Below are 26,911 nucleotides of genomic sequence, written 5' to 3'. Positions count from 1 at the left end.
TTTTTAGTAGAAGTTTAAGCCTTAGAGCCTAGTAATTTTGCTAGGGCCAGATGTGTCTACGGTTACGTTATCTGGCGAACCTTTGTATTTTATACTGCTAGCACCAGCAGCATCGGCACGCAGGGTAGAGGTGGCATAAATACTTGCCGATGTAAAACCAGCTACTTCAATGTCTACTGTTTTTGCTTTTAGGTTATCTGCATTAATGTTGCAAGCACCAGCAGCATCCAGTTCAAAGCTATCGGAGGTGCCAGCAAAGAAACAGGAGGAGGCACCTGCGATGTCTACTTTAAAAGTTCGTGTTCTTACATTAACGGAGGTGTTTGTTGCACCTGAAAGATCTAATTCCAGCTCGTCTCCAGCGATAGTTCCTAAATCGGCTTTGACGGCTCCGCTTAATTCAATCTTGCTAATGTCTGGTGCTGTAATTTCTATTAGGACAGGAGTGTTGTTATCCATCAAGTTGAATTTACTTCTTTTGGTGATGAAAGAGATTTCCTGTCCGTCTTGCTCTGTGCGTATGTTTCTAATGTCTCTGCTTTCTCCTCTAACTCGTACACTGTAACTATTACCCTGTCTCAGCTGAACATGGTACGGCCCACGGACAATAACCTGATTGAAATTAGTGTAGTCGAAGGTTTGACTGTTACTGCTATAGTCGCTCTTATCTAAAACTACGCTGCCGCCTTGGTTTATAAATTCTATGTTAGGATCATCGCTATCGTCTTTATTCCTGTTGACAGTATTTCGCTCCTCTTCGCTATTAAGGGTATCAGAAGCACAGGTAATGCATTCCAGCATATCGCCCTTTACTTGCCAGGTATTACGCACAATTGTACCCGTGCTATAGTCGCGGTCGAAGGTTGCGCTAGGTAGCATGTAAACAAAACTTCTTGTCAGGCGAAGCTTTTTGTCTCTTGGCAGTAGTAGCGTTACTTTCAGTTCTTGGTTTCTGAACGCGGCTCCTTCTTTGAACTGATAATTGCTATCGAATCGTAAGACTGAATCACGTTGTATAACTCTGTAACTTACCATTTGTGCATTACGCTGTGCATCTGCCTCATTTCTGCCCCTGGCTTCGACACGTTTGATAACTTGGATGTTGGCGCCGCTGTGGTCTTGTACATCTATGTAAATACGGTCGTAGTCGAGGTTAACATTATAAGTATCTAGAGTAACTGTTTCGTAAGCAGCCACATCAAATGAACTGATTGCCTCATATTCACCAGTCTGCCTGTAGTTCTGAGCATAGCTGGCTGCTACTGCTATAACAGTAAATAAACTCACCAACCATACAGCAAACATAGACCAGCCTACCATTGGGGATAAGGAAAATCTATTTCTGATAAGCGAAACTCCTAGTACAAACAGAAGTAGAAGCGGGATAAGGCCTACAATAAAGCCTGCAGCCAGGCCAGGCCAGGGAAAGCCCTCCATAAGAATGGAGGCCGGATAATCACCTAAAACAATGTACTCTGTATTGATAACACCCAACGATGCCAGAAAGGCACCAACTAAAGCTATGATAGAGGAGACTGAAACAACTATCAGGATTACACCTGCGGCAACTCTTATAAGCGTAATTAAAAAGGTGAGCAGTGGACCTACCGTTCTGCCTAGCCAACCAAACAACTGGGCAAAAAGGCGTATTGGTAGCAGAATGAGCTTTGCGAATGTGCTTTCCTGGCCATTGCTATCCTTCATGTTCAGGTTATCTTTCAGGGTGCGCTCTATGCCTGCCAACGTTACTGGGTCACCTTGCATCTGCATCCGTTCTGTAAGTGTTACAGCTTCAGGTACAGCAATCCAGAGTATGATGTAAGTGATAATTCCGAAGCCGCCAAGAAATACAGAAACCAGAAACAAGATACGGATTGCGGTTACATCAGTGCCGAAGTACTTTGCTATGCCGCTTGCCACACCGCCCAGTTTTTTATCCTCTGGGTCGCGGAACAGCTTTTTAACAGTAGTCTCAGGTAGCAATGCGCTTTGGGGCATGGCTATCCATAGTATAACATATAGCCCTATGCCAGTTGCTGTGGAGAAACCCGCCGAAAGAATGCCCAGCACTACCAGAAATACAAAAAACAACCTTATCCAGAGAGCATCAATGTTTAAGTAGTTGGCGATTCCTGCACAAACACCTGCTATTACTTTGCGATATATGTCGCGGTACAGCTTTTTAGGGCCAGCATGTGCTGTAAAAGCACCTGTTCCCGTGCCTGTTCCTGCATTTGCACCAGCGCTTGCTGTTTCAGGCCCTCCTGTGCTATAGCTATAGTGCGGTATCTCTTCCTCCATCGGTTCCAGTATCTCAAAGTCTGTAACATCGCCCATCTGCGTAATCAAGGCCACTACATCTTCTTGCGAAATAACTTGTTTAGAAGGGGAAAGGCGCGTGGAAAAGATTTCAGCAATGCGGGATTCGATATCGGCTATAATCTCCTCATGCCCCTCGTAATGGGAGAAGTACTTGCGGATGGAAGCCAAATACCGACTCAGTTGCTCATATCCATCTTCTTCAACATGGAAGATAATGCCCTGTAGGTTAATGCTTATATTCTTTTTCATAGTTACTGAGCTTTCTTGTTTTGGATAATGTGTTCTGTGGAGTCTACAAGTTCCCTCCAGGTTGCACGAAGCTGTTCTAAGAATTCGCGGCCTGTATCAGTAAGTGTGTAATATTTTCGTGGGGGGCCAGAGGTGGATTCTACCCAGCTATAGTCCAGAAGCGCTGCGTTCTTGAGGCGGGTGAGCAAAGGATATAAAGTGCCTTCCACAACGATCATTTTAGCCGCTGTTAACTCCTCCAACATATCTGACGCATATACTTCACCACGAGAGATAATCTCCAGAATGCAGAATTCCAGAATACCCTTCCGCATCTGCACTTGTGTGTTTTCTACTTTCATGATGATTTGCTTTAAGAATAAGACAAATATAATAGAAGGTACTATGTAAAGCAAGGTACTGTAAGGAAAATATTTGAGGATAATTTTTTGCAATGAAACAGCCGTTAAAGAAATTGTATTGTTTATTATGTATTTTCGCGTTGAGATAAAACTTGTGCTAAGTCAACTAATCTGCCTCTGAGGATGTTAGTGCTCCAAAAATGTTGTTCAGGAGAGGTTTTTTTGTAGTAGAAGTACCTTCTTTAGTTTAAAATATTCTTTTATATCTTCAAATGATGGTAAAATTTACCCTGAGGTGTACCTTGGTAGTCGTGCTCCTGTTAAGTGGACTTACCGCCACTGCGCAGGTTTCTACGCCAAAGTATAGCAACGAATTTCTGAACATAGGCGTGGGTGCCAGGGCTCTAGGTATGGGCAATGTGCAGTCGGCGATAGCTGACGATGCTATGGCAGGCTACTGGAACCCTGCTGGCTTATTGAGGCTGCCAAACAAATATAATGTGGCACTTATGCACTCAGAACTATTTGCAGGTATCGCCAAGAGCGACTTTGGTAGTTTTGCCATGCCCCTAGATTCATCGAGTGCGTTGGCAGTTTCTGTTATGAGGCTTGGGGTAGACGACATAGCCGATACACGCCGCTTGCAGAACGAGTACGGTTACATTCAGTACGACAGCATCCGCTTCTTTTCTGTAGCTGACTATGCCATGCTGCTATCATACGCCCGCAAAAGTAACCTAGTTGAGGGTTTGACTTTAGGCGCTAGCGCAAAAGTGATTTACAGAAATGTAGGTGCGTTTGCCAATGCCTGGGGCTTTGGCATTGATGCAGGTACACAATTGCAGCGCGGCACCTGGCAGTTTGGTTTGATGGCAAAAGACATCACCACCACCTTTACCGCCTGGACACATAATGTAGAAGAATTAGAGGAAGCCTATCTGCAGACGGGGAATGACATCCCCGAGAATACTGCCGAACTCACTCTGCCCCGTGTGGTGCTTGGAGTAGGCAAAAGTTTCAACTTCAGCGAAAAGTTCACGGCCCTTCTGGCTACAGATATCGACTTTACCTTCGACGGCAGACGCAATGTATTTCTACAATCTGATGTTGTGTCTGTTGACCCGCACGTAGGTTTGGAACTGGCCTATGCTAAAACTGTTTTTATTCGCGGAGGCATCAACAACTATCAGGAGACAAGGAATTTTGATGGAAGTATGGCGAAAAGGTTTCAGCCAAACTTTGGCATCGGTTTCCTCACGAATGGCTTTAACCTTGATTTAGCGCTATCGCGCATAAATGATCAGGAGAGCAATGCTATCTCTAATGGAAACACCTCCTCTGTAATTGTGTCTTTAGGATACTCTTTTAATTAAGCAAAGCATCCATGCGTAAAATTATTTTAGGGAAGTGGGCTATATCTCTTCTCGTGTTGCTATCAGTTTTCTTTTCAGCTCAAAACCTGCGCGCGCAGGAGGTATACGGCAACGAGTGGATCAATTATAAACAAGTATACTACAAGTTAAAGGTTGTAAACACAGGTCTTCACCGTCTGAGCTATGGCTATTTGGATAGCTTAGGACTTGCTGCTGTTAACCCTAAGCATTTCCAATTATTTAGACGAGGTAAGGAAGTTCCTCTTTATGTGGCAGGAGAGCAGGACAGTCGCTTAGATGTTACTGACTATATTGAGTTTATTGGAGAGAAGAACGATGGCGCACTGGACAGGGAACTGTATAAAGACCCTGCTGACCAAGTGCATCAGCTTTATAGTTTATATACTGATACAGCAGCATATTTTCTTACCTACTCGCCTGCTGGCGGCAAGCGTATGCGTGAGCAGAATCCAGCTGTGAACGGTAAAACCCCAGAACCTTATCATTTGCAGAAGGTGCAACTTGTGATGACCGAACGGTACTATCTTGGACGTAGGTATGGAGAGAATGGCATGCCCTGGCTAGATTTGGGGGAAGGGTATTTTTCTCATTCTTCCAGAAATGCTAAAGCCTACGACCTTACAGGTATAACGAATGTGGTGACTACTGGCCCAAAGCCACAGTTGGAGTTTGCTGTTGGTACGCAAAACCTTATTCAGCATCTTTTTGCGGTTAATCTAAAGTTACCACCTACAGGTGGTACAAGGAGGCCTATCTCTCGTTATGAACTTTATGGCAATAACGCCATCAAGGGAAAGACGGAGGTGGAGTTTTCGGAAATCTATACTTCTAATAAAATCACTTTAGAGACTGATCCAGGAGGTTTAGATGCCAATCAGGTAAGTCTAGCTTATGCAAGGCTTACATTTCCTCAAAGGACGATATTTCCTTCTGGTTCTAACCAACTTGTCTTCTACACTGACTCGTTACGCGGCGCAGCACCCTACTATGAGTATGCAGGTGTTCCTGCAACAGCAGTTGCATATGATGTGACTAACCCTGATGCGATACTAAGAGTAGAGGGCTACATAAATGGGAACAATAAAGGTTTTATCATTCAAAATTCTGGACATTCTCATAAGGTGCTCATCGCTAATACAGCCAAGCCTTTTAAACCTGTAGCTAAAGCAGAACAGTTGACCTTTAGGCAGATAAACCCAGCTGCACATGACTATATAGTTCTGACAAATAAGCGGCTAATGAAAAAAGTAGGTAGCTCGAATCTTGCGGCGCCGATGGAATATGCTGCATATAGAGCCTCTGAGGAAGGTGGTGGTTATGATACCCTGTTGATAACTACAGATCAGGTAATTAATCTGTTTCATTATGGTGAGTTTTCAGCGAATGCCATCAGACGGATGATGAAGTTCATGATGACTTCAGAGAGACCTAAACAGTTATTCATCATAGGTAAGGGATCTAAATATGCTGGGGATGATATGCCTAATTATTTAGGCAGGAATATTTTTAGTTACTATCAGGTTGGTAATCGCGATAAAAGAGCACAAGAGATAGATTTAGTGCCTACGGGCCTTGCTCCATCATCCGATTTCTTTTTTACGATAGATTTTAAAAACGGCTCTCATGTTCCTAAAGTGCCTACTGGTCGGTTAGCAGTTTCTACACCTCTGGAAGTGATGAATTACCTGAATAAGGTGAAAGAATATGAAAAGCTGCCTGCAAATGCACCCTGGAGAAAAAATATTCTGCAATTAGGAGGAGGTAAAACGACGAGTGAGATAAACCAAATTGCTGCTTATTTATCAAACTATAAATCTATAGCGGAAGGCCCCTATCTGGGTGCGAATGTAATTGAGAAATACAGGCAAAACGTAAGCGAAGTAGTAGAGGCGGTAAATGTGTCTGATGAGGTAAATACGGGAGTGTCTTTAATTACTTTCTTCGGGCACAGTTCACGTGGCACTACTGATTTAGACATCGGAACCGCTTCTGATCCAATAAATGGTTATCGAAATGCTGGTAAATACCCTGTCATGTTAATGAATGGCTGTAGTGCAGGAGATGCTTTTATTCCAAACAACAATTCTTTTGGCGAGGATTGGTTGAAAACACCAGATAAGGGAGCCATAGCCATGATTGCGCATGTCGAGAGTGGTTACCCAAACTTCTTGAACCTGTATTCAGCTAACTTCTATACTGTCGCCTTTCAGGATGAAAACTTTTATGGGAAGAGCATAGGTGTAATTCAGCAGGAGACTATAAGAAGGGTCATGGGAGCTACTTCCAGCGATTTGGCTGTGGCCATGGTTACTCAAATGGTGCTGCAAGGTGATCCTGGTTTAAAAATGTATTCACCTGACAAGCCAGATTATGCATTTGTAAATAATGAACTGAATGTGAGGAGTGAGAGTGGAGAGGTGGTGACTGCCACTTCCAACAATTTCTTACTTTCGGTTCGAGTGAATAATTTGGGCAAAGCAATTCCCGATTCTATTTATGTTTCTGTGAAACGCACTTTGCCTGATAACAGCATTGTTGTTACTGACTCTATCAAAGTAAAGCCTATCCTACGGCCGTCTGAGTTATTGCTGCCTCTTGATAACAGAGGCTTAGAAGCCTTGGGTATGAACTCCTTCGAAATATTCCTAGACCATACTCAGAGCTTTGCGGAACTTTCGGAAGACAATAACATAGGCCGCTTTCAACATTATTTTCCCGCAAGTGGACTTGTGGCTATCAGTCCTTCTGAGTATGGAATAGTTAGTTCCAAGGATGTAAAGCTGTTGGCACAGGCAACGCAGGTGTTGACAAACAAGCAAGGTTTTTACTTTGAAATAGATACCACGTTGGCATTTAACAGCACGCTTAAGAGAACATTTACGGCTGAGAATGCAACTGTACCCATGTGGGAATTAACGCTTCCGCAGGTAAATAACGGGAACGATAGTACAGTTTACTATTGGCGGGCACGTTTCCAGAACTATGCTGCAGGCGAGGATACTGTGTGGGCAAACAGTTCGTTCAGGTATATTCCTGGAAGTAGCCAGGGATGGTCTCAAAGCCACTATGGGCAGTTCGATAAAGCGCAGACAGTTGGTATAACGAAGGCATCGGATGAAAATTCAAAATGGGAGTTTATACCAACTAAACAGTTTATTGATATTAAAACAGTAGGTGGAGCAGTAAGATACGCTGAACCGACTTATGGGATGTATATAAATGAGATGCAACAGGGCAGCTTCAACTGTGGCAACCCAACAGGTTCTACTCTTTCTCGAATCTTCGTTATTGTGTTTGACAACATCAGATTGGAAAAGGTTACAAATATTCCTGGTCAGGTGGCTTGTAGCTCTAGTCCTCATTTGTACACGTTTACAGATATGACGAAACCTGCCACACGAAATCAACTAGAGGCTTTTCTGAATGCGGTGCCTCAAGGATATCACGTGGCGGTTATGACAGTAAACAATGTGCCTTTCAATGATTTCTCACCTACCTTGAAAGCTGCCTTTAACAACATAGGTTCTGAATTGATAAATGATTTGCAAAATGGCTATCCCTTTGCCATTGTAGGTCAGAAGGGTGCAGCGCCAGGAACAGCGCAGGAATTAACTGCTTCGTTGGCAGGAGCTGAGCCAGCAACTTCGCAAAGTGTTGTGCTGCGTGCCAGTATACAAACAGGTAGGCCATCTGGTACTATAACTTCATCAGTTATCGGGCCTGCTTTAAATTGGGATTCGCTGCACCATAATATTGAGCGTGCTGGTGGTGGAGATGATAAATATACCTTATCTGTAACGGGTGTAAAACGAACAGGGGAAGAGCAGGTACTGCAGGAAAATGTGGAGGCAAAATCCTTTGACTTGTCTTTTATTGATGCGGCAGAATACCCTAACCTACGCCTTTCCGCTTATGTAGAAGATGAGACTGCACGTACAGCTCCACAGCTAAAACAGTGGCTTGTGTATTATGATGTGGCACCAGAAGGCATCATCAGACCTGATTTAGTGGAGGTGAATGAACAAATATTGTCTGCTCAGGCTAACGAAGGAAGCTTAAAAGTGCCGATGGCTTTTCAGAATGTTACATCATCAGCATTCGGCGATTCTCTGCTGGTTGAGGTGACATTAACTGGAGATGGTATACAACCAACTGTTTCGCGTTTTAAGATTGAGAAATTAGAAGGCAATAAAACAGCTTTCTTTGATTTCAGGATGTCTACGTTGACGCTGGATGGTAACTACAAGCTGAGCATGTATGTAAATCCACGCCATCAACTAGAGCAGCACTACTTCAATAATATTTATGAGGTATCCTTCAAAGTAAAGGCCAAGTTGCATCCAATTCTGGATGTGGCTTTCGATGGTAGGCATTTATTAGATGGAGAACTTGTCTCGCCAAGCCCTCTGATCAGTGTTACACTGAAAGATGAAAATAAGCATAACTTCCTTCAAAACCCTTCAGGAATGTCTATAATTCTGGTAACCGAAAACGGACAACAGGAAGTGGACCTTATAAACAATGCACAGGAAGTACAGTTTTTTCCAGCCGATGAAAAGAATGACTTCAGGCTCGAGTATAAGCCGCTGAAGCTTGATGATGGTAAGTATACGTTAGAAGTGCGTGGCAAAGATGTGGCTGGTAAGGCATCTGGTATAGCACCTTATAGAATAGGGTTTGAGGTGGAAGGCGATGCAACAGTTACGAATTTCTACCCATTCCCGAATCCATTCTCTACCAAAACCAACTTCATCTTTACGCTGACGGGTAGTAAAGTGCCTGACGAGATCAAGATTCAAGTCTTAACGGTAACTGGAAAGGTTGTGAAGGAGATTATGAAAGAAGAACTGGGGCCGCTACGCATTGGCAACAATAAGACCGAATATGCTTGGGATGGGACCGATACCTACGGCGACAGACTAGCTAATGGTGTGTACCTCTATCGTGTGGTGATGAGCAATGAACTGGATATGAAGCACAAGTATAAAAACGGTGACAAATCCTTCAAAAATGGCTACGGAAAGATTTATATTCTAAGGTAAAGCTGAGATAAAAAACTTCCCGATCACATAAACAAAGAAGGAGCACTACACGGTGCTCCTTCTTTGTTTTCTATTATGATGCTTCTCTATTTCCTCTTTAGTTCGATAAAACTATAGCTATACTTGTTCTTCTCGTTTGGGGCAAAGTCTTCGCGACTTACCTCTTCCCATTCCTGCTCATTTAGCTCAGGAAAAAACGTATCACCCTCGAAAGTATGATGGATGCGGGTAAGGTAAACAGTATCTATCTGCGGGAGGATTTCTTTGTAAATCTGCGCACCGCCTACCACCGTTATGGTTTCATCAAGCTTTTTGGCCTGCTCAATCGCTTCCTGTACTGAGTGCGTTACGATGCAACCTTCCTGCTGGTAATCCTGCTGATGTGTGATGATGATGGTAGTGCGGCCTGGCAAAGGCTTACCTATAGATTCAAAGGTCTTGCGACCCATCAGCATCGGGTGGCTCATCGTGAGCTGCTTAAAATGACGAAGGTCGGCGGGCAGGTGCCAAATGAGTTGGTTATTTTTGCCGATAACGTTGTTGTCGGCTACGGCTACAACTATAGCTAACATAGGCTTAAGCGTTAAAAGTATATCCTCTGAGCAAATCCTGCACAGGCATTCGCTTTTTGCCTTCCATCTGTAAGTCGAGTACTGCAATAGCGCCCACTGCTGTCTGGATGTGGAGGTACGTTTTATTATCGGAGTGCACGGTGCCTGGCTCTGAGGAGTAACCTGAATCCTCTACTACATCAACTTTGAAAAACTTAAACATTTTGTTATTGATTTTTGCCCAGGCGGCAGGGTAGGGGCTGAGGCCGCGAATAAAATTACGCACCTGCTGAGCTGGCTGATTCCAGTTTATCTCGCAGGTTTCTTTGAAGATTTTAGGCGCGTGTTTAGTTTCTGATGTGGGCTGTTGTGGCTGTGGCTGTACCTCATCACGCTCTATGGCCTGAACAGTTTTTACAGCTAGTTCAGCTCCTGTATACTTCAGCTTTTCATACATGCTACCAAAATCGTCATCATCCAGTACAGGCACACGCTCCTGGAAAATCAGGTCGCCTGTATCAATCTCGTGCTTCAAGAAGAAAGAGGTAACGCCTGTTTCTTTTTCACCGTTGATGATAGCCCAGTTGATTGGAGCGGCTCCGCGGTACTGGGGCAATAAAGAACCGTGAATATTAAAAGAGCCCAGTTCAGGCATACTCCAAACCACTTCGGGCAGCATTCTGAAAGCAACAATAATTTGCAGGTTTGCCTGATAGCTTCGCAGCTCCTCCAGGAAAGCTTCAGCTTTTAAATTAGTAGGCTGCAGCACAGGTATATTTTGCGCTACGGCATATTCTTTTACAGGCGACTGCTGAATTTTCTGTCCGCGGCCAGCTGGTTTGTCTGGTGCCGTGATAACAGCTACTACGTTATAATTGTGTTCTACAAGTGCTTGTAAAGTTGGTACGGCAAAATCGGGCGTACCCATAAATACAATGCGAAGGTCTTTTGGCATAGTTTATTCTGAATCAGGGTAAAGCAAATATTGCTTACGCAGTTGTTTATAGTTTGATAAGGCAGGTTCCCAACTGGCACGTATCTCAGTCTCTGTTTTACCTGCTATAATCTGCTGCCTCAGTTTTGCGGTGCCCGCCAGCTTTTCGAAGAAGTTGTTGAAAAACTTATCTTTCTGAGTAGAGTTCTGGTAAAAATCAAGCAGGTAAATCAGTGTGAAAGGCTGTGCATCGGCAGGGTTGGTTAAATCTAAACCGTAGCAGGTCTGTCCTTTATATGGAGGCTCCATAGCACCAGGCATGGGCTTCGGCACAAAAGAAAAGCTTTTATCTTGGTAGTAAGGGCTGCCGATGACCTGGAAAGGCGTAGGTGTGCCTCGGCCCACACTTACGTTTGTTCCCTCAAAAAAACAAAGTGAAGGGTAAAGTGTAATGGCTTGTGTGTTGGGTAAGTTTGGCGAAGGTTTCACTGGTAAGGTATAAGCCGTTTGGTGGGTATAGTTTTCCATCGGGATAACTGTAAGCTCTGCCTGTTGCTTTCCTTTTAGCCATCCTTCACCGTTTATCATGTGGGCCAGTTCGCCTACGGTTAAGCCATGTACGATAGGTATAGGGTGCATACCTACAAACGACTGTTGCTCCATTTCCAGCACAGGACCGTCTACATAGTGCCCGTTGGGGTTGGGGCGGTCCAGCACTAGCACCTGCTTGTTGTTTTCGGCTGCGGCCTCCATTACGTAGTGCATCGTGCTGATGTACGTATAAAAGCGGGTGCCTACATCTTGGATATCAAAAACAAGTACATCCAGTTCTTTGATTTGGTCTGGCAGCGGCTTTTTGTTCGCGCCATATAAAGAGATGATAGGAAGCCCAGTCTTTACATCTTTCGCATCTTTTACATGGGCACCAGCATCTGCCTCGCCACGGAAGCCGTGTTCGGGGGCAAAAATGGTGGAAACTTTTACGCCTAGGCTCAACAAAGAGTCCACTAAGTGCGTTTGGCCGATAACGGAAGTTTGGTTTACCACCAGGCCCACCCTTTTGCCCTGTAGCAGCGGTAAGTACTTGTCTGTTTGGGCAGCTCCTAACTGCAAGGCATCTGTGGCGGCAGGCTGTTTCGTTACCTCAGCAGTAGTAGCGACTTCTGTAGATTTTGTTGCGGCAGTTTTCGAAGAGCAGTTAGTAAGCCCTAGCATCAGCGCTGTGTAAAGTATGAAATGTGGGTGTGTCATCGTAATAGAGTAGAAATCAAAATTCATACCTATCTTTAAGGCAGATTAGAAATTAGGCGAGTGAACATCTCCAAATATATATCCGATAAAATATCAGAAGTACAGGCTGGCTCATTTACCTCGTCGGTCACAAAAATAGCAATTATAAGTATAGCCACAGGCATTGCTATCATGATTGTGTCTTTTGCTATACTAGAAGGCTTCCGAAACGAGATCAGGTCAAAGATCTTTAGCTTTGGGGCACACCTCCAGATTAGCAAGTACGATACAAACAACTCGTTTGAGGGAGCACCCATCAGCAGTGCTACAGGTGTGAACAGTACCGAGGCAATTCCTGGTATAGCACATATACAGTCGTTTGCCCGAAAAACTGCCATCATTAAAACAGATGATGAAGTGCTGGGTGTGGTGCTAAAAGGCGTTGATGAAAATTACGACTTGGGTACCATGTCTCAGAACCTGGATGCGGGGGAGCTGATCTCTTTCCCAGATTCAAGTTCATCTAAAGAGGTGATGGTAAGCCGCAGCATTGCCGATAAGCTGAAGTTAGATGTTGGCGACGAAGCTATTTTCTACTTTATTCAGAATCCTCCAAGAGCACGCAAATTAAAGGTGTCTGGCATATACAGCACAGGTTTAGATGAGTTTGACGAGGTGTTCGTAATCGGTGATTTGCAACTGATACGGGACCTGAACAACTGGCCCGACACCATTGTGGGCGGTGTAGAAATTGTGCTGAAAGATTTTGAGCAGATAGATCAGGTAGCGGAGCAGGTGTTTGACCAGATGAACTATGATCTGCAATTGGAAAAGATTACAGACCGCCATGCACAGTTATTCGATTGGCTGCAGCTGCTGCGCAAGAACGTGATCATATTCCTGATCCTGATTATTTTCGTGGCCACTTTCAACATGGTATCCACGGTGTTTATCATGATCATTGAACGCATCAACATGATTGGGGTATTAAAGGCCGTGGGTGCAACAGATGCGCAGATACGAACGGTATTTTACTTTAGAGGCTTAAATCTGACCTTGAAGGGCATGCTTTGGGGCAACCTAATTGGGATTGGCTTCTGTGCTATACAATACTATTTTGAGCTTATTCCCCTGGACCCTGAAAACTATTACATGGATACAGTTCCTATTAGCTGGAACATTGGTGTAATTGTGGTGCTGAATGTAATTACGCTACTGCTTACCATGCTGGCTATACTTATACCAGCAGCCATGATTGCCCGCATCAAACCAGTGAAGGCAATAAAGTTTGATTAAAGTATTACTGCTGTAAGCTTTCTATTACTTTGGAAGTATGTTAAGCTTTGATAGATAAAAGTCCCTCAATGTAATCTCATGGTGTTATAAGTATAAGACTCCTTGAGGGGCTTAGCTTTTTTGTTGATTTATCTGAGGTTAAACCTGCTGCATAATCTCCCGCTTCTGTATTGGGGCAGGCATTTTAACACCTTTTTGCTCAAATACAGTTTTCACACGCTCATTCATGTCCCAGTTCAGTGGCCAGAACTCTTCTTTTTTTGCCCAAAGGCGCATGCTGATAGTGATGGAGTATTCTGTAAAGGCCGTAACACCTATAAAAGGTGCTGGATTGGGGAGGATGCGTAGGTCAGCGTCTACAAGTTCCTGTAGCATCTGCTTTACGGCAGCAAAGTCGTTCTGCGTGCTGATAACAAGGTTTAGCTCCATACGCCGCGTTGGCTCTACCGAATAGTTTACCACGACACTGGAGGCCAAAGGTCCGTTTGGCATATAGATGACTTGGTTGTTGCCTGTCTTTATAACAGTGTTGAAAATATTGATGATATACACTGTTCCCATCTGGCCTTGTGCTTCTATAAAATCGCCTACTCTAAAGGGTTTGATAGTAAGTATAAGCACTCCGCCAGCAAAGTTGGAAAGGCTGCCTTGTAGGGCTAAACCTATGGCTAAACCTGCAGAACCAAGTACAGCGATAAAGGAAGTCATTTCCACACCCAATTGAGAGATGATAAGCACGCTTAATAAAATCCAAAACGTTACGTTTAGTATACTGCCCAAAAAAGGCCGCAGCGATTCGTCAACATGTTTGCGAAGCAACATGCGCTGTATCAGCCTATTCAGGCGCTTGATCAGCCATGTTCCAATAATTAGCATCAGGATAGCGACAACTAGCCGCATACCATATACTAGGGTAAAGTTTACCACCAATTCGCGGACGGAATCAATGTTCAGATTCATTTATAAATTGTTATTGGTGCCAAAATAAAGGCGCTGCCTGTGGGTACAGCGCCAAAAGTGGCATCTTAACTAAAAAATAGCGCTTTTGCAACTAAAGCGGCAGGTGCCTGCTCTGTAAAATCAGGTTAGGGTTAGGGCAGAGTTGCTCATATAAATCTCTTTCAGCCAATGTGGCCACACCAGGAAAATCGCCTGTTCGGCCTTCCATAGAGCTCATTACCTGAAAATGCAAGTGCGGGGGCCAATCACCATTTTCGGGGTAAGGGCCTACTTCGGCAATCTTTTCTCCTTTGGCAAAAGGCTTGCCTATAGCTAGTCCTTTTAAAGAGGTTCTGGTTAGGTGGCCGTATAAGGTATAAAAGGGAATATCCTCCAGCTCGTGTTGTAGAATAATAGTGGGGCCATAGTCGCCGAAGTTTGCATTTTCCTGGAAACTATGCACTGTGCCATCTAAGGGTGCAAACACGGCAGTACCAGCATCTAGCCATACATCAACTCCTAAATGTAAGTTTCTGCTTTGCTCGGAGGTGTCGAAGTGGGCACTGCGGCTGTAAATAAAGCGGTTCTCTAGGTAGCCTCCAACACCAATGCTAGCTTGTTGTGCGTGTAGCATTTCCTGAACCGCTCTGTTAAAACTTGCTGTGTTGCGCAGGTCTGTCTTTTGCAGCACTTGGTTTGCCACTGTAAAGTCAAGCCTGCACACATTATCCGCATTAAGGTCAGCATCAAGTACTCGGGAAAAGGCAAGACTGTTTCTACTTAGCACTTCGCTAAGTTTGCTGGGTTTACTCATAAAAAATGAAAGGGTATGGTACTGAAGCCTTGGTGCAAGTGTAAGTAGAGTTAGCTTAGCTCTTCTACGTACTTGTTCAAGGTTTTTAGGCTTCTGGTTTTGCCAAACAGTTCCTCAGACTTCTGGCTATAGGCTAAGGCTGCTTCCTGCAAGGTTTCAAAAGTGCCCAGGTTTATACGTTGCTTGTTATAGTGTATAATAGCCCTGTATTTCTGTGCTTCTTTGTGCACACCTCGCACACCAAGTTTGTTTTCCGTTTTTGTAGTGTTACGCACAATTTTGCAAAGCGGAGCCCACTCCAGGTTATCGCGGCGGCAGTCTAGCTTATTGCCGTTTTTAAAATGAACATAAAGCTTAATGTTACTCTCGGGCTTTTCTAGTAACTGCTCCCCAATCATCTTGTGCAGATAAATGGTCTCGTTGCGGTATTTGCCGTTTTTAAGTGGCCAGTTCTTTTGGAAAAAAGCATAGCCGTTGGAGTGGATACGCAGATGCTTCAGAAACTCAATCTGTTGCAGGTAAGCATTATTCTGGATGTACTCGTAGGTAAAATCATCTACCATTACGGTTTTTTCACAGTTCTTTAGTGTTAGTTTGTATAACATCAATAGTTTTATTGTGGTTTTGTAATAAGAACAGAAGCTATGTGTAAATGCAATATCACCTATAACGCAGGTATTGCATAACATGGTGTAAAGTTGCAGTTTTTTTAATATCTTTGATAACTAATATTTATATTTTTAGAATAATACGGCTAAATAATTTTAATAGATTAATTTTTACCTAATATTTTCTAAGAGATTTTCAGTTAGTCGTAACTTTCGGCTCTCGTACATGTTTACAACAACGTCTTTTAGATACATATATAGAACATGAGTAGCCTATACTTTGATCTGCAAGTAGCGGAAATAACCCGTGAAACAGCAGACGCCATAACCATACATTTAGAACACCCCGAAAAAAAAGTAACCCCCTATAAATCAGGCCAGTTTCTGACGCTGATACTTCCGATAAACGGTCAGGAGGTGCGTCGGTCATACTCTTTAAGCAGTACACCAGAAGAAGGCTCGAGACTGTCTGTAACGGTAAAACGAGTAGCTGGCGGCCTGGCTTCTTCGTTTCTGATAGAGAAGTTGAAAGTGGGAGATACGCTGAAAGTGATGGAGCCGCTTGGTAACTTTTGCCTTACCTGCGACCCAGCAGAAAAACGTCATATTATTCTATTTGGGGCAGGCAGTGGTATCACACCACTAATGTCCATTCTTAAATCGGTGTTGACGGAGGAGCCAGCTAGCCAAGTAACGTTACTGTACGGCAACCGCGATGAGAGCAGTGTTATCTTTAAGGAGCAGTTGCGGCAGCTACAGAAGAAGTTCTCAGGGCGTTTGCACATAGAATATATTTACAGCCAATCGTCCAACGCACCTAAACCAAAAAGTGCTGGGTTAGGCTTTCTAAATAAATTGTTTGGCAGTAAGCAGCAAGATCAATCCCAGAGTTCAGGCCCAGAAAACGTGCACTATGGTCGTATGAACCAAAGTACGGTCATTAAGATTTTGGAGCGACTGAACTTAACAAAACCAGCCAATGCGCTGTATTTTGTATGTGGTCCGCAGGGCATGATGGAGGAAGTGCTCCATGCGCTAAATGTGCTGCATGTACCCAAAGATCGTATCTACAAAGAGAGCTTTATTACCATCAAGCCTGCGAACGAGCAAGAAAAGCAAGGTACTGTATCAGCAGGAGAGGATGGTAAAATACAGCCCCAAGCAGTTACATTGCTTTACGAGGGAGCAGAGTATAGTTTGAAGGTGCAGCCAAGCCAGACTATTCTGGAGGCGGCGTTAAAAGAAGGCATTGATTTGCCTTATTCCTGCCAGGCAGGGCTTTGTACCGCCTGCCGTGGCAAGTGCCTAAGCGGTAAAGTGCACCTCGATGAAAGTGATGGACTATCTGAAGCGGAACTGGAAGAAGGATATGTGCTAAACTGCGTGGGCCACCCGCTTACAGACGATGTAATTATTCAAATCGGATAGTAAGTTCTTACGTAATATATAAGCGGAGCTACACCATAAACGGTATGGCTCCGTTTATTTTTTGCACTTTCGTAAGAAGTAGTTATATTGCATTTTGTGAATATTAATTAGATAGAATGACCATACAAGCGAATAATATCTCTATACCGAAGCGTAAACCACGCATATATTTAGCCGAAAATTTTAAAGTTGAAAGCTGGGAAAGCATTCAGCCTTACTTTGAAGAACTGAAGTCCCACGCCATAAACAGTGCAGACGAACTGGAAAAATGGATGGCTGATCGCAGCGAATTAGAGAGTGTTTTGTCCGAGGATTTGGGCTGGCGCTACATCCGCATGACCTGCGATACACAGAACGAAGAAGTGACTAACGCTTTCCAGTATTTTGTGTCTGAAATTGAACCTAAGGTAGCACCATACGATCATGAGCTTAACCAAAAGCTGATGGACTCGCCTTATCTGAAGGAGCTCGATCAGGATAAATACAGAATCTATTTACGCGGTGTAGCTAGGGCTTTAGAAATTTTTCGCGAGAAGAACATTCCGCTAAGTACCGAGATTAGCACCAAGCAGCAGCAGTTTGCAGCCATATCTGGCTCTATGACTGTAACGTTAGATGGCGAGGAAGTTACATTGCAACGTGCCGCAGATCGGTTGAAGAGAACCGATCGCCAAGTACGTGAGGAGGCATGGCATGCCATACAGGAACGCCGTTTTCAAGATCGACAGAAGCTGGACGACCTGTTTGATGAACTGCTGAAGTTGCGTAACGAAGTAGCACAGAACGCTGATTTCGCTAACTTCCGCGACTATATGTTTGCCGCCATGGGCCGCTTCGACTATACGCCTCAGGATTGCTTCGACTTTCACCAGTCTATAGAAGAAACCATTGTGCCGCTGCTGACTAAAATAGATGCGGAGCGCAAAGAGAAACTAGGTGTAGAAGAGTTGAAACCTTGGGACCTGGATGTAGACCCTAGTGGCAAAGCACCGCTGGAGCCTTTTAAATCTGGTGAAGAGCTATTGGAGAAAACGGTGCAGGTATTCTACAAACTTGATACCTATTTAGGCGATTGCCTGGCGACTATGCGTGAAATGGGGCACCTGGATTTGGAGTCCAGGAAAGGTAAAGCGCCAGGAGGTTATAATTATCCGCTGGATGAAATAGGCGTGCCGTTCATTTTCATGAACGCCACTTCTAGCCTACGTGATGTCATCACCATGTTGCACGAAGGCGGCCATGCTGTACACTCGTTCCTGACGCGAGAGATGAGGCTTAATGCCTTCAAGCATCCACCGTCAGAAGTGGCAGAGCTAGCCTCTATGTCTATGGAGCTAATCTCGATGGACTACTGGGATACTTTTTTTGAGGATGAGGACAAACTCCGTCGTGCTAAGAAAACGCATTTAGAGAGTGTGCTGGAAACCTTCCCGTGGGTAGCCACTGTCGATAAGTTTCAGCACTGGCTCTACGAGCATCCACAGCAAAGCCAGGAGGAACGCCACAGCGAATGGATAAGTATTTTTGAAACCTTCAACCATAAACTGGTAAATTGGAGTGGGTTGGAGAAATATAAGCCGTTTATATGGCAGAAGCAGCTGCATATTTATGAGGTGCCATTTTACTACATAGAGTATGCCATGGCCCAACTTGGTGCTATAGCTGTCTGGAAGAACTACAGAGACAACCCTGCCGAAGGGTTGGCGGCCTACAAACGCGCGCTAAGTCTTGGCTACACTGTCTCGATAGGTGAAGTATATGAAGCGGCTGGTATTAAGTTCGACTTCAGCACAGACTATATCAAGAGCTTGGTAGATTTTGTGCAGGAAGAGATGGAAAAGCTCTAGTCTCTACTCATCAATGCAAAACAGCCCCTGCCGTAACTGCGGTAGGGGCTGTTTTGCAATTATAGCTACTCGACTTTCAGAATTATACAGGTGTAGTTAAAACAGGTACTAAACAAAACAAGCAGGTCTGTTTCCAGTCCCGCTTGTTTCTGCGTTAGATTAGTATAAAGAAGTGTTTGGTTCTATTTAGTGGTCTTAAGCCCATTTAAGAGCATAGCAGACAGATTTGTAGCAATTTCGTTAGGCGACATTTTTCCGTTTGGCTTGTACCAGGTATGCAGCCAGTTTAAGCCAGATAAAATGGTTAAAGCAGCAAATTTCTCGTCTGGCACTTCGAACTCTCGATTCTTTACGCCAAACCTAATAATTTCCCGAAACCGTTCTTCGTATTGGTCTCTCAGTTTCAAAAACTCTGAATGAGAAGGCTCGCTTAGGTGCCGCCATTCGTTAAGAAACACGGCCGAAGCCTCTGTGTTTTTTGTCAGAACAAGCACATGTGCCCTGATTGCCTCTACAAGCCTCTCTGTGGCAGAAGTACCAGCAGCCTCTGCAGCATCTAGAGCTTGAAAAAACTCATCTGCCATTCGGAAGCAGATCTTATGAAGGATTTCTTCTTTAGAACGGATATGCGAATAAATACTGGCTGCCTCTATGCCGAGCACAGTGGCCAAATCGCGCATGGAAGTTGCCGCAAAACCTTTTTCTTTGAATAAGGCAGTGGCTTTCTTCTCTATCTGCTCTTTCCTTGTAAGTGCTTTCATCATTCTCTTTAGCAAATATAAAAAACTAACATTTGTTAGCAAATGAATTTTATACGAGTTGTTGTTTATTTCTGCTGATACTGCATCTGTACGTGTGGTATTATCAAGATGAATTGTTTTAAAACTAATTTGCGTGATAAATGCAAATCATGGTGGGTGATGCTGCGTATATTAATGAAGTGATTAGGGAAAAGTACTATAACTGAATTGATATACCATGACGGATACTATAAATACAATCGAAAACGAAGCGCTGGAGTATGTCAGCTACAAAGTAAAGGACCGTATAGGTTACATCACGTTGGCTCGACCAGAAAAGCGTAATGCTTTAAACTTTGAAATGGTAACGGAGCTGATTCAGGCCTTTGTGGCGGCTGAAGATGATGAGTCTTGTAAGGTGATTGTTTTACGTGCAGAAGGCGGGATGTTCTGTACTGGCGCAGATCTAGAGTTCTTGCAGCAACTGCAAGACTACAACTACCAGGATAATTTAGTTGATTCTACACACCTGATGCAGCTGTTCCGCTTAATTTATACCCTGAAAAAAGTGGTAATAGCCCAGGTGCAAGGCCATGCTATATCTGGTGGGTGCGGTTTGGCAGCTATCTGCGATTTTTCTTTTGCCGCTCCTGAAGCCAAGTTTGGCTATGCTGAAGTAAAGATCGGTTTTGTGCCTGCCATTGTGAATGTGTTTCTGCTTCGTAAAGTAGGTGAGGCTCGAGCAAAGGAGCTACTGCTGACAGGAGATCTGATATCAGCTGAAGATGCCAGAGCTTACGGCATTATAAATTACGTAGTACCTGCCGACGAGCTGGAAGATAAAGTGCAGGCTTTTGCCCGAAAACTGTGCACCGAAAACTCTCGCCAAGCGATGGAAGTGACGAAAGAGCTGGTGGCTCGTGTGCAGGAAATGAGCCTGGAGGAGAGCTTGCAACATGCTGCAGAAGTAAATGCAGTGGTACGCAACTCAGAAGATTTTCAGAAAGGAGTGCAGGCATTCTTAAACAAAGAGTCTATTACCTGGTAAAAACTGTTTAAAATTCATAAACCTTTTGTTAAACTTGCTGTTTCGTTTGTATGCTAACAGGCATTGGAATCATGATATTGACTTTTGTAGCAATGGAAGGCGTGGCCTGGGCCATGCACAAATATGTGTTACATGGTTTTATGTGGTTCCTGCATAAGTCGCACCATACACGCCACAACCACGCTTTTGAGTGGAACGACCTGTTTTTTGCCTACTATGGCACATTGGCGATGCTGTTTTTTATATTTGGCAGCGACCCGATAGACTACAGGTTTTGGGTAGGGGCTGGTATCACGCTATATGGTGTGGCTTATTTTCTGATTCATGATGTGTTTATTCACAGGCGCATGAAGCTTTTTGGGAAAACGTCTAATGTTTATCTTAAAGCTTTAAACATAGCGCATAAGGTGCATCATAGTAAAGAAGAAAAGCACGGCGCAGCTTCTTATGGAATGCTGTGGGTGTCGCCGAAATATTTTCGGTTAGCATATAAGGGCATCAAGAAACAGCAGGGTACAAATCGTGGGTCATTACACTATTAAAGAACTAGAGCATCTGTCGGGCATTAAAGCGCACACCATACGGGTTTGGGAGCAACGTTATAACCTGCTCTGCCCACAACGTACCGACACCAATATTCGCTATTACAACGATGCAGATTTAAAGACGCTCTTAAATGTGTCTGTCCTGAATGAGCAGGGGTACAAGATATCCAAAATAGCGCGAATGGATAATGGGCAGATTCTGAATGCGGTGCAGCAGCTAAGCGAGAATGTTTCAGTTTCCTCGCACCGCATAAGTGCGCTCGTAAATGCCATGCTCGATATGGATGAAGACAAGTTCGAGAAAGTCTTATCCACGGCAACGTTACAGCTTGGCCTGCAAGAGGCTATGCTACAGGTGGTATATCCTTTCCTGCACAAGATTGGTATTTTGTGGCAAACAAATAACATAAGCCCTGCACATGAGCATTTTATAAGCAACCTAATCAGGCAAAAGCTTATTGTCGCTATTGATGGACAGGTGGTAAGGCGGCAGCAAGGTGATTCTGCTTACCTTTTATACTTGCCGGAAGGGGAGTTGCATGAACTGGCTCTTTTGTTTATGAACTATGTCATCAGGTCTTATCATAAGCATGTAATTTACCTGGGACAAAATCTACCTTTTAGAGACCTGGAAATTACCTATGAGCAGTGCAAACCGAAATACCTTTGCACGGTGCTAACCTCTATGCCTGAGCGAGACAAGGTGCAGGCATATCTTGATAAGTTGTCGCAGCGGTTCAGCGAGTGCACAATCTATGTCTATGGTATGCTGGTGAAGCAGGATAACCTTGTTTTTCCTGCTAATGTGCATGTGTTGCGCAACATGAACGACTTTATAGCTCTGTTTAGCTAAGAGATAATTATTTCATACAATTTAAAGCGGCTCTGGCTGTGTTTTTTAACACGTAGCCAGAGCCGCTTTTTGTTTTTGCAATGCTATAGATAGTTTGTTGTTTATATATTATAAATAAATATTAAACAAAAATGACTGTAATTTATTTATAAGCGTATATTTGTTTATGTTTTAATATAATAAGTATAAACAATGACAGCTCTTGAATATACTAACACAGTGCAGGGTGTAGCGCAGTCGCTTCGGCCAATCGCTTTTAACCTGACGCGCGACATGGATGATGCTAAAGATTTGGTGCAGGAAACGCTTCTGAAGGCTTTGGCGAACCATGATAAGTTTAAGGTGGGTACTAACCTGAAGGCATGGTTATACACTATTATGCGTAACACTTTTATCAATAACTACAACAAAGTGATTAAGCGTAGTAGTAATATAGATAGCACTGAGTATCTGAAGTATTCTATTTCAGATGAAAACTTTGTGACACAAAACAAAGGGACGGGTTCTTTCGTCTTGAACGATATACAGGTAGCCATAGAGAAACTTCATGAGGAATACCGAACGCCTTTTATGATGTACTACACGGGGTTTAAGTATTATGAGATAGCCGAAAAGCTGGATATTCCGTTAGGCACTGTAAAGAACAGGATTCACATTGCCCGCAAAGAGCTTAAGGCCATGCTAAAAGTGTATGAGCAATATGATTAACAAATAACACCGTTGCCTTCCATGGTAGATAAAAGTAAAGTTATTGTAATAGGTTCTGGCTTTTCTGGCCTCTCTGCCGCTACCTGCCTGGCTGACCAGGGATATGAGGTAACGGTGCTGGAAAAGAACAGCAGCCCAGGCGGACGTGCCCGAAGTTTTCAGGCTAAAGGCTTTACTTTTGACATGGGGCCAAGTTGGTATTGGATGCCTGATGTATTTGAGTCTTACTTTAGCAAGTTCGGGAAAAGCACATCAGATTACTACAGCCTAAAGCGTTTAGACCCATCGTATGCCGTTATTTTTGGTGAAGATGATTTTGTAGAAGTACCTGCTTCTATGGATCAGATGCGAGCCCTTTTTGAACAATGGGAAAAAGGAAGTGGCCAAAAGCTAGATGAGTTTCTGGAGCAGGCAGCTTACAAATATGAGGTAGGCATAAACCAGTTGGTGTACAAGCCTAGTCGTTCCATGTCCGAGTTCGTGAGCTTGAAGCTGTTATTGGATGTGCTGCGGATGGATGTATTTCAGTCTATACACAAACACATTCGGAAGTTCTTTCAGCACGAAAGGATTATCAAGCTCATGGAGTTCCCGATTCTTTTTCTTGGCGCGCTACCTGAAAACACGCCAGCCCTTTACAGCTTAATGAATTATGCCGATATAAGCCTAGGCACCTGGTACCCGATGGGCGGTATGTACAAGATTGTGGAGGGGATGGTGCAGTTGGCTGAAGAGAAAGGGGTTAAGTTTCTGTATAACCAGAATGTGCAGCATATAGAAGTAGCGCAGGGTGTTGCGACTGGTGTTAAGACAGACGCTGCTTTTTATGAAGCTGATGTGGTGGTGGCAAGTGCCGATTATCGCCATGTTGAAAAAGCGTTGCTTCCAAAGTCTTTCCAAAGCTACTCTGACGATTATTGGGATAAGCGGGTTATGGCGCCGTCTTCATTGCTGTTTTATCTGGGAGTAAACAAGAAACTCCTAAACCTGCAACATCATAATTTGTTTTTCGATGAAGATTTTGGCCCGCATGCCCACGAAATTTACACCGACCCTAAGTGGCCTGAAAAGCCGCTTTTTTATGTTTCCGCACCCTCTGTAACCGATGTGTCTGTAGCTCCCGAAGGTTGTGAAAACCTGTTTGTGCTGATGCCAGTGGCTCCAGGCCTGCAGGATACAGACGACATGCGTGAGTATTACTACAACCTGTTGATGGAAAGGTTGGAAAAACTTACAAAACAGGAAATCCGCAGTGCTGTGGTGTACAAGCGTAGCTATGCCCACAGAGATTTTATACATGATTATAATGCTTTTAAGGGCAATGCCTATGGCTTGGCAAATACATTGATGCAAACAGCCATTCTAAAGCCTAGCCTTAAAAGCAGAAAAGTAAATAACCTTTTTTACACCGGCCAGTTAACAGTACCTGGTCCAGGAGTGCCTCCTTCTTTAATTTCGGGACAGGTAGTAGCGATAGAGATAGCAAAAGAATTTGCGGTGCCAGCTTTGGTGTAACTTAACCTTCCACATCATGGAGCTATTCAAACAAACATGCCTTAAGTGCAGCAAAATTATTACAGAGGCATACAGCACGTCTTTTACGCTCGGTATCAAAACCTTGGATCGGAAGTTTCATGCACCTATTTATGCCATTTATGGGTTTGTGCGCTGTGCCGATGAAATTGTGGATACCTTCCACGACTTTGACAAGCGTAAGCTACTGGCCGATTTTAAGAAACAGACCTACGAAGCCATCGAGACAGGTATAAGCTTAAACCCCGTTCTTCATGCTTTTCAGGCTGTAGTGCAGGAGTATAAAATAGACACCGAATACATAGATGCCTTTCTGAAAAGTATGGAAATGGACTTGGATGATCATGTATACGACCGTGGTTTATACAAAGAGTACATCTACGGTTCTGCTGAAGTGGTTGGCTTAATGTGTCTGAAGGTGTTTTGCGAGGGAGATGCCGAAATGTTTGAGCGACTAAAGAAACCAGCCTGCAGTCTTGGGGCAGCTTTTCAGAAGGTGAATTTCCTGCGCGATATGCAGAGCGACTATCAGGAACGAGGCAGGGTATATTTCCCGAAAGTTGACTACTTGAACTTTAGTAACAACTGCAAGGTTGAAATAGAAGCCGATATACTTCAGGATTTCGATGAGGCGTACAAAGGCATACTTGCTTTGCCTAGTGGTGCCCGCATGGGAGTATATTTGGCTTATGTTTATTATTTAAAGCTTTTCAGAAAGATTCAGGGCTTGCCAGCAACCCGAATACTGATGGAGCGCGTAAGAGTACCTGATAATGCGAAACTTGCTATATTGTTAAGTTCATATGTCAAGTACAGATTTAATGTTATTTAACGTGAGAAAAACCACGATTCTATTTTTTGCCATTTTGCTAACAGCCATGCAGGCCTTTGCCGACGGTGCTGCTTATAACCTTAATAAACTGCGGGTGCAGTATCTGGAGGCTTCTAAGGACAGTGAGGTGGGCAAAAAATTCAATAAACTAATGCACGACTACAAGGGGCAAGACCCTGTAGTAATGGCTTATAGAGCAGCCTCAGATGCAACTATGGCCAAATATGTATGGAATCCATATTCAAAATTAAAGCATTTAAAAACCTCTGCAGCGGGCTTTAAAGAGGCTGTTGCAATGAGCCCAAATAATGCTGAGATCAGATTTTTGCGTTTTACAGTAGAGCACTATGTGCCGCGTTACCTCGATATGAGCGGCCATCTGGATGAGGACAAAAAGATCATAATCAGCAGTCTCAGAAACCATAGGAAAGCAGGTTTGGATCCTGATTTTGCACGCACCATGCGCGATTTCCTTCTTACAAAAGATCATTTAAATGAGGAAGAGAAGGTGCAATTAAAGCAAGTGGTTATTTAAGCACCAAATTTTTAGGGCGTTACTACTTAGCCTGCCTTGTTCATCTGGTGCCTTTTCTGCTCGTAAACGATGTGCTTACATATTTGCCAATTGTTTGGTACGACAACGACTTTAACTTGGGTCTTATAACCCTATCTGTACCCGTTGAAGATAGCGTATACTCGATTTTGATGCTGTTGCTTATTATTTCTGTGTATGAAGGGCTTAGGCAGCGAAGCATTGTTAAACAATATCGACAGTTAGCGGTATAATAGATATGCAGCGCTTAGATGTAACAATAGATCATAATTCAGGTTTTTGCTTTGGAGTAGTGTATGCTATCCAAATGGCCGAGGATTTGCTTCAGGAGCAGGGATATCTTTATTGCCTGGGTGATATTGTGCATAACGATGAGGAAGTTGAACGGCTGCAAAAGCAGGGGCTCCAAATAATAAATCACCAGCAGCTAAGAGAGTTAAAAGGCGAGGCTGTGCTGATTCGGGCACATGGTGAGCCGCCTGAAACTTACCAGACTGCACTTCAAAATAACCTTACGCTTATCGACGCTTCCTGCCCAGTGGTGCTTAAACTACAGAACCGCATCAAAACATCATTCGATAAAAAAGAGAGGATCTTTATTTATGGAAAACATGGGCATGCGGAGGTGTTAGGCTTATTGGGGCAAACAAATAATGAGGCTGTTGTTTTCGAGAATCTTGATGAGTTGTTGCAGCACGAACTACCACCAGAAATCACGCTTTATAGCCAGACAACGAAAAGTACAGACAGTTTTTATACCATTAAATCCGCGCTCGAAAATCGTGGTTTTATGGTGAATGCGAATGATACCATTTGTAGGCAAGTTTCTAATCGAGATAAAGATTTGCGTAAGTTTGCCAGTAAATTCAATAAGATTGTGTTTGTCTCAGGTACCAAGTCATCTAACGGAAAGGTGCTTTACCAGGTGTGTAAAAACACGAATGAGCATACGTACTTCATCTCTAAAGTAGAAGAACTGCAGCATGCGTGGTTTAAGCCAGGCGATACTGTTGGTATTTGCGGTGCGACCTCTACGCCCATGTGGCTAATGGAGCAAGTGCGTGATGCATTACTGGCTTATGAACTGTAGATGCGGGTTATGTT

The 26,911-nt window shown here is 43.7% G+C and carries 23 protein-coding genes; 14 read left to right on the top strand and 9 right to left on the bottom strand.

Features of this window, described 5'->3' with window-relative positions; all coding sequences use genetic code 11:
• Positions 1-21: 21 nt before the first annotated feature.
• Positions 22-2,571: a PspC domain-containing protein gene (locus LN893_RS02515; protein ID WP_229967971.1), complete on the bottom strand. Its 2,550-nt coding sequence runs from the start codon at positions 2,569-2,571 to the stop codon at positions 22-24.
• Positions 2,572-2,573: 2 nt separating this feature from the next.
• Positions 2,574-2,912: a PadR family transcriptional regulator gene (locus tag LN893_RS02510; RefSeq protein ID WP_229967969.1), complete on the bottom strand. Its 339-nt coding sequence runs from the start codon at positions 2,910-2,912 to the stop codon at positions 2,574-2,576.
• Between the two features lie 272 nt (positions 2,913-3,184).
• On the opposite strand from LN893_RS02510, the gene LN893_RS02505 reads away from it, so the two are divergent.
• Both LN893_RS02505 and porU2 read left to right on the top strand, forming a co-directional pair.
• Positions 3,185-4,285, top strand: a complete 1,101-nt coding sequence (locus tag LN893_RS02505) for a putative type IX sorting system protein PorV2 (protein WP_500797091.1) — start codon at positions 3,185-3,187, stop codon at positions 4,283-4,285.
• 11 nt (positions 4,286-4,296) lie between these two features.
• Positions 4,297-9,348, top strand: a complete 5,052-nt coding sequence (gene porU2 / locus LN893_RS02500) for a putative type IX secretion system sortase PorU2 (protein ID WP_229967965.1) — start codon at positions 4,297-4,299, stop codon at positions 9,346-9,348.
• An 86-nt stretch (positions 9,349-9,434) separates the two neighbouring features.
• On the opposite strand, the gene LN893_RS02495 is transcribed toward porU2, so the two are convergent.
• Genes LN893_RS02495 through LN893_RS02485 form a run of 3 tightly spaced genes read right to left on the bottom strand, consistent with a single transcriptional unit; the run spans position 9,435 to position 12,111 of the window.
• The gene (locus LN893_RS02495) at positions 9,435-9,920 is read right to left on the bottom strand and encodes a dihydrofolate reductase (protein ID WP_229967962.1); all 486 of its coding nucleotides are present in this window, start codon (positions 9,918-9,920) and stop codon (positions 9,435-9,437) included.
• Positions 9,921-9,924: 4 nt separating this feature from the next.
• Positions 9,925-10,854, bottom strand: a complete 930-nt coding sequence (gene fmt, locus LN893_RS02490; RefSeq protein ID WP_229967960.1) for a methionyl-tRNA formyltransferase — start codon at positions 10,852-10,854, stop codon at positions 9,925-9,927.
• Between the two features lie 3 nt (positions 10,855-10,857).
• Positions 10,858-12,111: an exo-beta-N-acetylmuramidase NamZ family protein gene (locus LN893_RS02485; protein ID WP_229967958.1), complete on the bottom strand. Its 1,254-nt coding sequence runs from the start codon at positions 12,109-12,111 to the stop codon at positions 10,858-10,860.
• A 33-nt stretch (positions 12,112-12,144) separates the two neighbouring features.
• Between LN893_RS02485 and LN893_RS20655 the strand changes: the two genes are divergently transcribed.
• On the top strand, positions 12,145-13,359 hold the full coding sequence (locus LN893_RS20655) for an ABC transporter permease (RefSeq protein ID WP_229967956.1): 1,215 nt from the start codon (positions 12,145-12,147) through the stop codon (positions 13,357-13,359).
• 138 nt (positions 13,360-13,497) lie between these two features.
• On the opposite strand, the gene LN893_RS02475 is transcribed toward LN893_RS20655, so the two are convergent.
• From LN893_RS02475 to LN893_RS02465, 3 genes are all read right to left on the bottom strand, one after another.
• Positions 13,498-14,319, bottom strand: coding sequence for a mechanosensitive ion channel family protein (locus tag LN893_RS02475; RefSeq protein ID WP_229967954.1), 822 nt, complete (start codon positions 14,317-14,319; stop codon positions 13,498-13,500).
• Between the two features lie 91 nt (positions 14,320-14,410).
• Positions 14,411-15,112 (bottom strand): peptidoglycan DD-metalloendopeptidase family protein, encoded by a 702-nt coding sequence (locus tag LN893_RS02470; RefSeq protein WP_229967952.1) that lies wholly within the window; start codon positions 15,110-15,112, stop codon positions 14,411-14,413.
• A 50-nt stretch (positions 15,113-15,162) separates the two neighbouring features.
• Positions 15,163-15,717: an HNH endonuclease gene (locus LN893_RS02465; protein WP_229967950.1), complete on the bottom strand. Its 555-nt coding sequence runs from the start codon at positions 15,715-15,717 to the stop codon at positions 15,163-15,165.
• Between the two features lie 267 nt (positions 15,718-15,984).
• On the opposite strand from LN893_RS02465, the gene LN893_RS02460 reads away from it, so the two are divergent.
• The gene (locus LN893_RS02460) at positions 15,985-17,148 is read left to right on the top strand and encodes a ferredoxin--NADP reductase (protein ID WP_229967948.1); all 1,164 of its coding nucleotides are present in this window, start codon (positions 15,985-15,987) and stop codon (positions 17,146-17,148) included.
• Positions 17,149-17,264: 116 nt separating this feature from the next.
• Positions 17,265-18,995: a M3 family oligoendopeptidase gene (locus tag LN893_RS02455; protein ID WP_229967946.1), complete on the top strand. Its 1,731-nt coding sequence runs from the start codon at positions 17,265-17,267 to the stop codon at positions 18,993-18,995.
• A 182-nt stretch (positions 18,996-19,177) separates the two neighbouring features.
• Here LN893_RS02455 and LN893_RS02450 read toward each other — a convergent pair whose 3' ends face one another.
• A complete protein-coding gene (locus tag LN893_RS02450; protein ID WP_229967944.1) occupies positions 19,178-19,759 on the bottom strand; it encodes a TetR/AcrR family transcriptional regulator in 582 nt (193 codons plus the stop codon).
• Between the two features lie 214 nt (positions 19,760-19,973).
• Here LN893_RS02450 and LN893_RS02445 point away from each other — a divergent pair, with 214 nt between their 5' ends.
• The 9 genes from LN893_RS02445 (at position 19,974) to LN893_RS02405 (ending at position 26,897) form a co-directional block, all read left to right on the top strand.
• Positions 19,974-20,783, top strand: a complete 810-nt coding sequence (locus tag LN893_RS02445) for an enoyl-CoA hydratase/isomerase family protein (RefSeq protein WP_229967942.1) — start codon at positions 19,974-19,976, stop codon at positions 20,781-20,783.
• Between the two features lie 71 nt (positions 20,784-20,854).
• Positions 20,855-21,325: a sterol desaturase family protein gene (locus LN893_RS02440; protein ID WP_229967941.1), complete on the top strand. Its 471-nt coding sequence runs from the start codon at positions 20,855-20,857 to the stop codon at positions 21,323-21,325.
• Complete coding sequence (locus LN893_RS02435) at positions 21,306-22,181, top strand: MerR family transcriptional regulator (protein WP_229967939.1); 876 nt, start codon at positions 21,306-21,308, stop codon at positions 22,179-22,181. Before LN893_RS02440 ends, LN893_RS02435 begins: the two co-directional genes overlap by 20 nt.
• Before the next feature lie 192 nt (positions 22,182-22,373).
• Positions 22,374-22,889, top strand: a complete 516-nt coding sequence (locus LN893_RS02430) for an RNA polymerase sigma factor (RefSeq protein ID WP_229967937.1) — start codon at positions 22,374-22,376, stop codon at positions 22,887-22,889.
• A gap of 21 nt (positions 22,890-22,910) precedes the next feature.
• A complete protein-coding gene (gene crtID / locus LN893_RS02425) occupies positions 22,911-24,404 on the top strand; it encodes a bifunctional phytoene desaturase/3,4-desaturase (RefSeq protein WP_229967935.1) in 1,494 nt (497 codons plus the stop codon).
• A 16-nt stretch (positions 24,405-24,420) separates the two neighbouring features.
• Positions 24,421-25,254 carry a phytoene/squalene synthase family protein gene (locus tag LN893_RS02420; protein WP_229967933.1) on the top strand — a complete coding sequence of 278 codons (834 nt, stop codon included), beginning with the start codon at positions 24,421-24,423 and terminating at the stop codon, positions 25,252-25,254.
• Position 25,255: 1 nt separating this feature from the next.
• Positions 25,256-25,789: a hypothetical protein gene (locus tag LN893_RS02415; protein WP_229967931.1), complete on the top strand. Its 534-nt coding sequence runs from the start codon at positions 25,256-25,258 to the stop codon at positions 25,787-25,789.
• The gene (locus LN893_RS02410; protein ID WP_369427650.1) at positions 25,768-26,040 is read left to right on the top strand and encodes a lycopene cyclase domain-containing protein; all 273 of its coding nucleotides are present in this window, start codon (positions 25,768-25,770) and stop codon (positions 26,038-26,040) included. The genes LN893_RS02415 and LN893_RS02410 overlap by 22 nt, the downstream gene beginning before the upstream one ends.
• Positions 26,041-26,045: 5 nt before the next feature.
• Positions 26,046-26,897 (top strand): 4-hydroxy-3-methylbut-2-enyl diphosphate reductase, encoded by an 852-nt coding sequence (locus tag LN893_RS02405; RefSeq protein ID WP_229967927.1) that lies wholly within the window; start codon positions 26,046-26,048, stop codon positions 26,895-26,897.
• Positions 26,898-26,911: the final 14 nt, after the last annotated feature.

The sequence above is a fragment of the Pontibacter harenae genome, from assembly GCF_020907245.1.
Lineage (GTDB): Bacteria > Bacteroidota > Bacteroidia > Cytophagales > Hymenobacteraceae > Pontibacter > Pontibacter harenae.
This window is presented reverse-complemented; position numbering and strand designations above follow the sequence as displayed.

Bases quoted from the DNA above. Each gene is read 5' to 3' on its own strand.
- LN893_RS02485 (WP_229967958.1), bottom strand. From the start codon at position 12,111: ATGAATTTTGATTTCTACTCTATTACGATGACACACCCACATTTCATA.
- crtID (WP_229967935.1), top strand. From the start codon at position 22,911: ATGGTAGATAAAAGTAAAGTTATTGTAATAGGTTCTGGCTTTTCTGGC.
- LN893_RS02440 (WP_229967941.1), top strand. From the start codon at position 20,855: ATGATATTGACTTTTGTAGCAATGGAAGGCGTGGCCTGGGCCATGCAC.
- LN893_RS02460 (WP_229967948.1), top strand. From the start codon at position 15,985: ATGAGTAGCCTATACTTTGATCTGCAAGTAGCGGAAATAACCCGTGAA.
- LN893_RS02430 (WP_229967937.1), top strand. From the start codon at position 22,374: ATGACAGCTCTTGAATATACTAACACAGTGCAGGGTGTAGCGCAGTCG.
- LN893_RS02495 (WP_229967962.1), bottom strand. From the start codon at position 9,920: ATGTTAGCTATAGTTGTAGCCGTAGCCGACAACAACGTTATCGGCAAA.
- LN893_RS02515 (WP_229967971.1), bottom strand. From the start codon at position 2,571: ATGAAAAAGAATATAAGCATTAACCTACAGGGCATTATCTTCCATGTT.
- LN893_RS02475 (WP_229967954.1), bottom strand. From the start codon at position 14,319: ATGAATCTGAACATTGATTCCGTCCGCGAATTGGTGGTAAACTTTACC.
- LN893_RS02505 (WP_500797091.1), top strand. From the start codon at position 3,185: ATGATGGTAAAATTTACCCTGAGGTGTACCTTGGTAGTCGTGCTCCTG.
- fmt (WP_229967960.1), bottom strand. From the start codon at position 10,854: ATGCCAAAAGACCTTCGCATTGTATTTATGGGTACGCCCGATTTTGCC.
- LN893_RS02405 (WP_229967927.1), top strand. From the start codon at position 26,046: ATGCAGCGCTTAGATGTAACAATAGATCATAATTCAGGTTTTTGCTTT.
- LN893_RS02450 (WP_229967944.1), bottom strand. From the start codon at position 19,759: ATGATGAAAGCACTTACAAGGAAAGAGCAGATAGAGAAGAAAGCCACT.
- LN893_RS02465 (WP_229967950.1), bottom strand. From the start codon at position 15,717: ATGTTATACAAACTAACACTAAAGAACTGTGAAAAAACCGTAATGGTA.
- LN893_RS02455 (WP_229967946.1), top strand. From the start codon at position 17,265: ATGACCATACAAGCGAATAATATCTCTATACCGAAGCGTAAACCACGC.
- LN893_RS02445 (WP_229967942.1), top strand. From the start codon at position 19,974: ATGACGGATACTATAAATACAATCGAAAACGAAGCGCTGGAGTATGTC.
- LN893_RS02470 (WP_229967952.1), bottom strand. From the start codon at position 15,112: ATGAGTAAACCCAGCAAACTTAGCGAAGTGCTAAGTAGAAACAGTCTT.
- porU2 (WP_229967965.1), top strand. From the start codon at position 4,297: ATGCGTAAAATTATTTTAGGGAAGTGGGCTATATCTCTTCTCGTGTTG.
- LN893_RS02420 (WP_229967933.1), top strand. From the start codon at position 24,421: ATGGAGCTATTCAAACAAACATGCCTTAAGTGCAGCAAAATTATTACA.
- LN893_RS02510 (WP_229967969.1), bottom strand. From the start codon at position 2,912: ATGAAAGTAGAAAACACACAAGTGCAGATGCGGAAGGGTATTCTGGAA.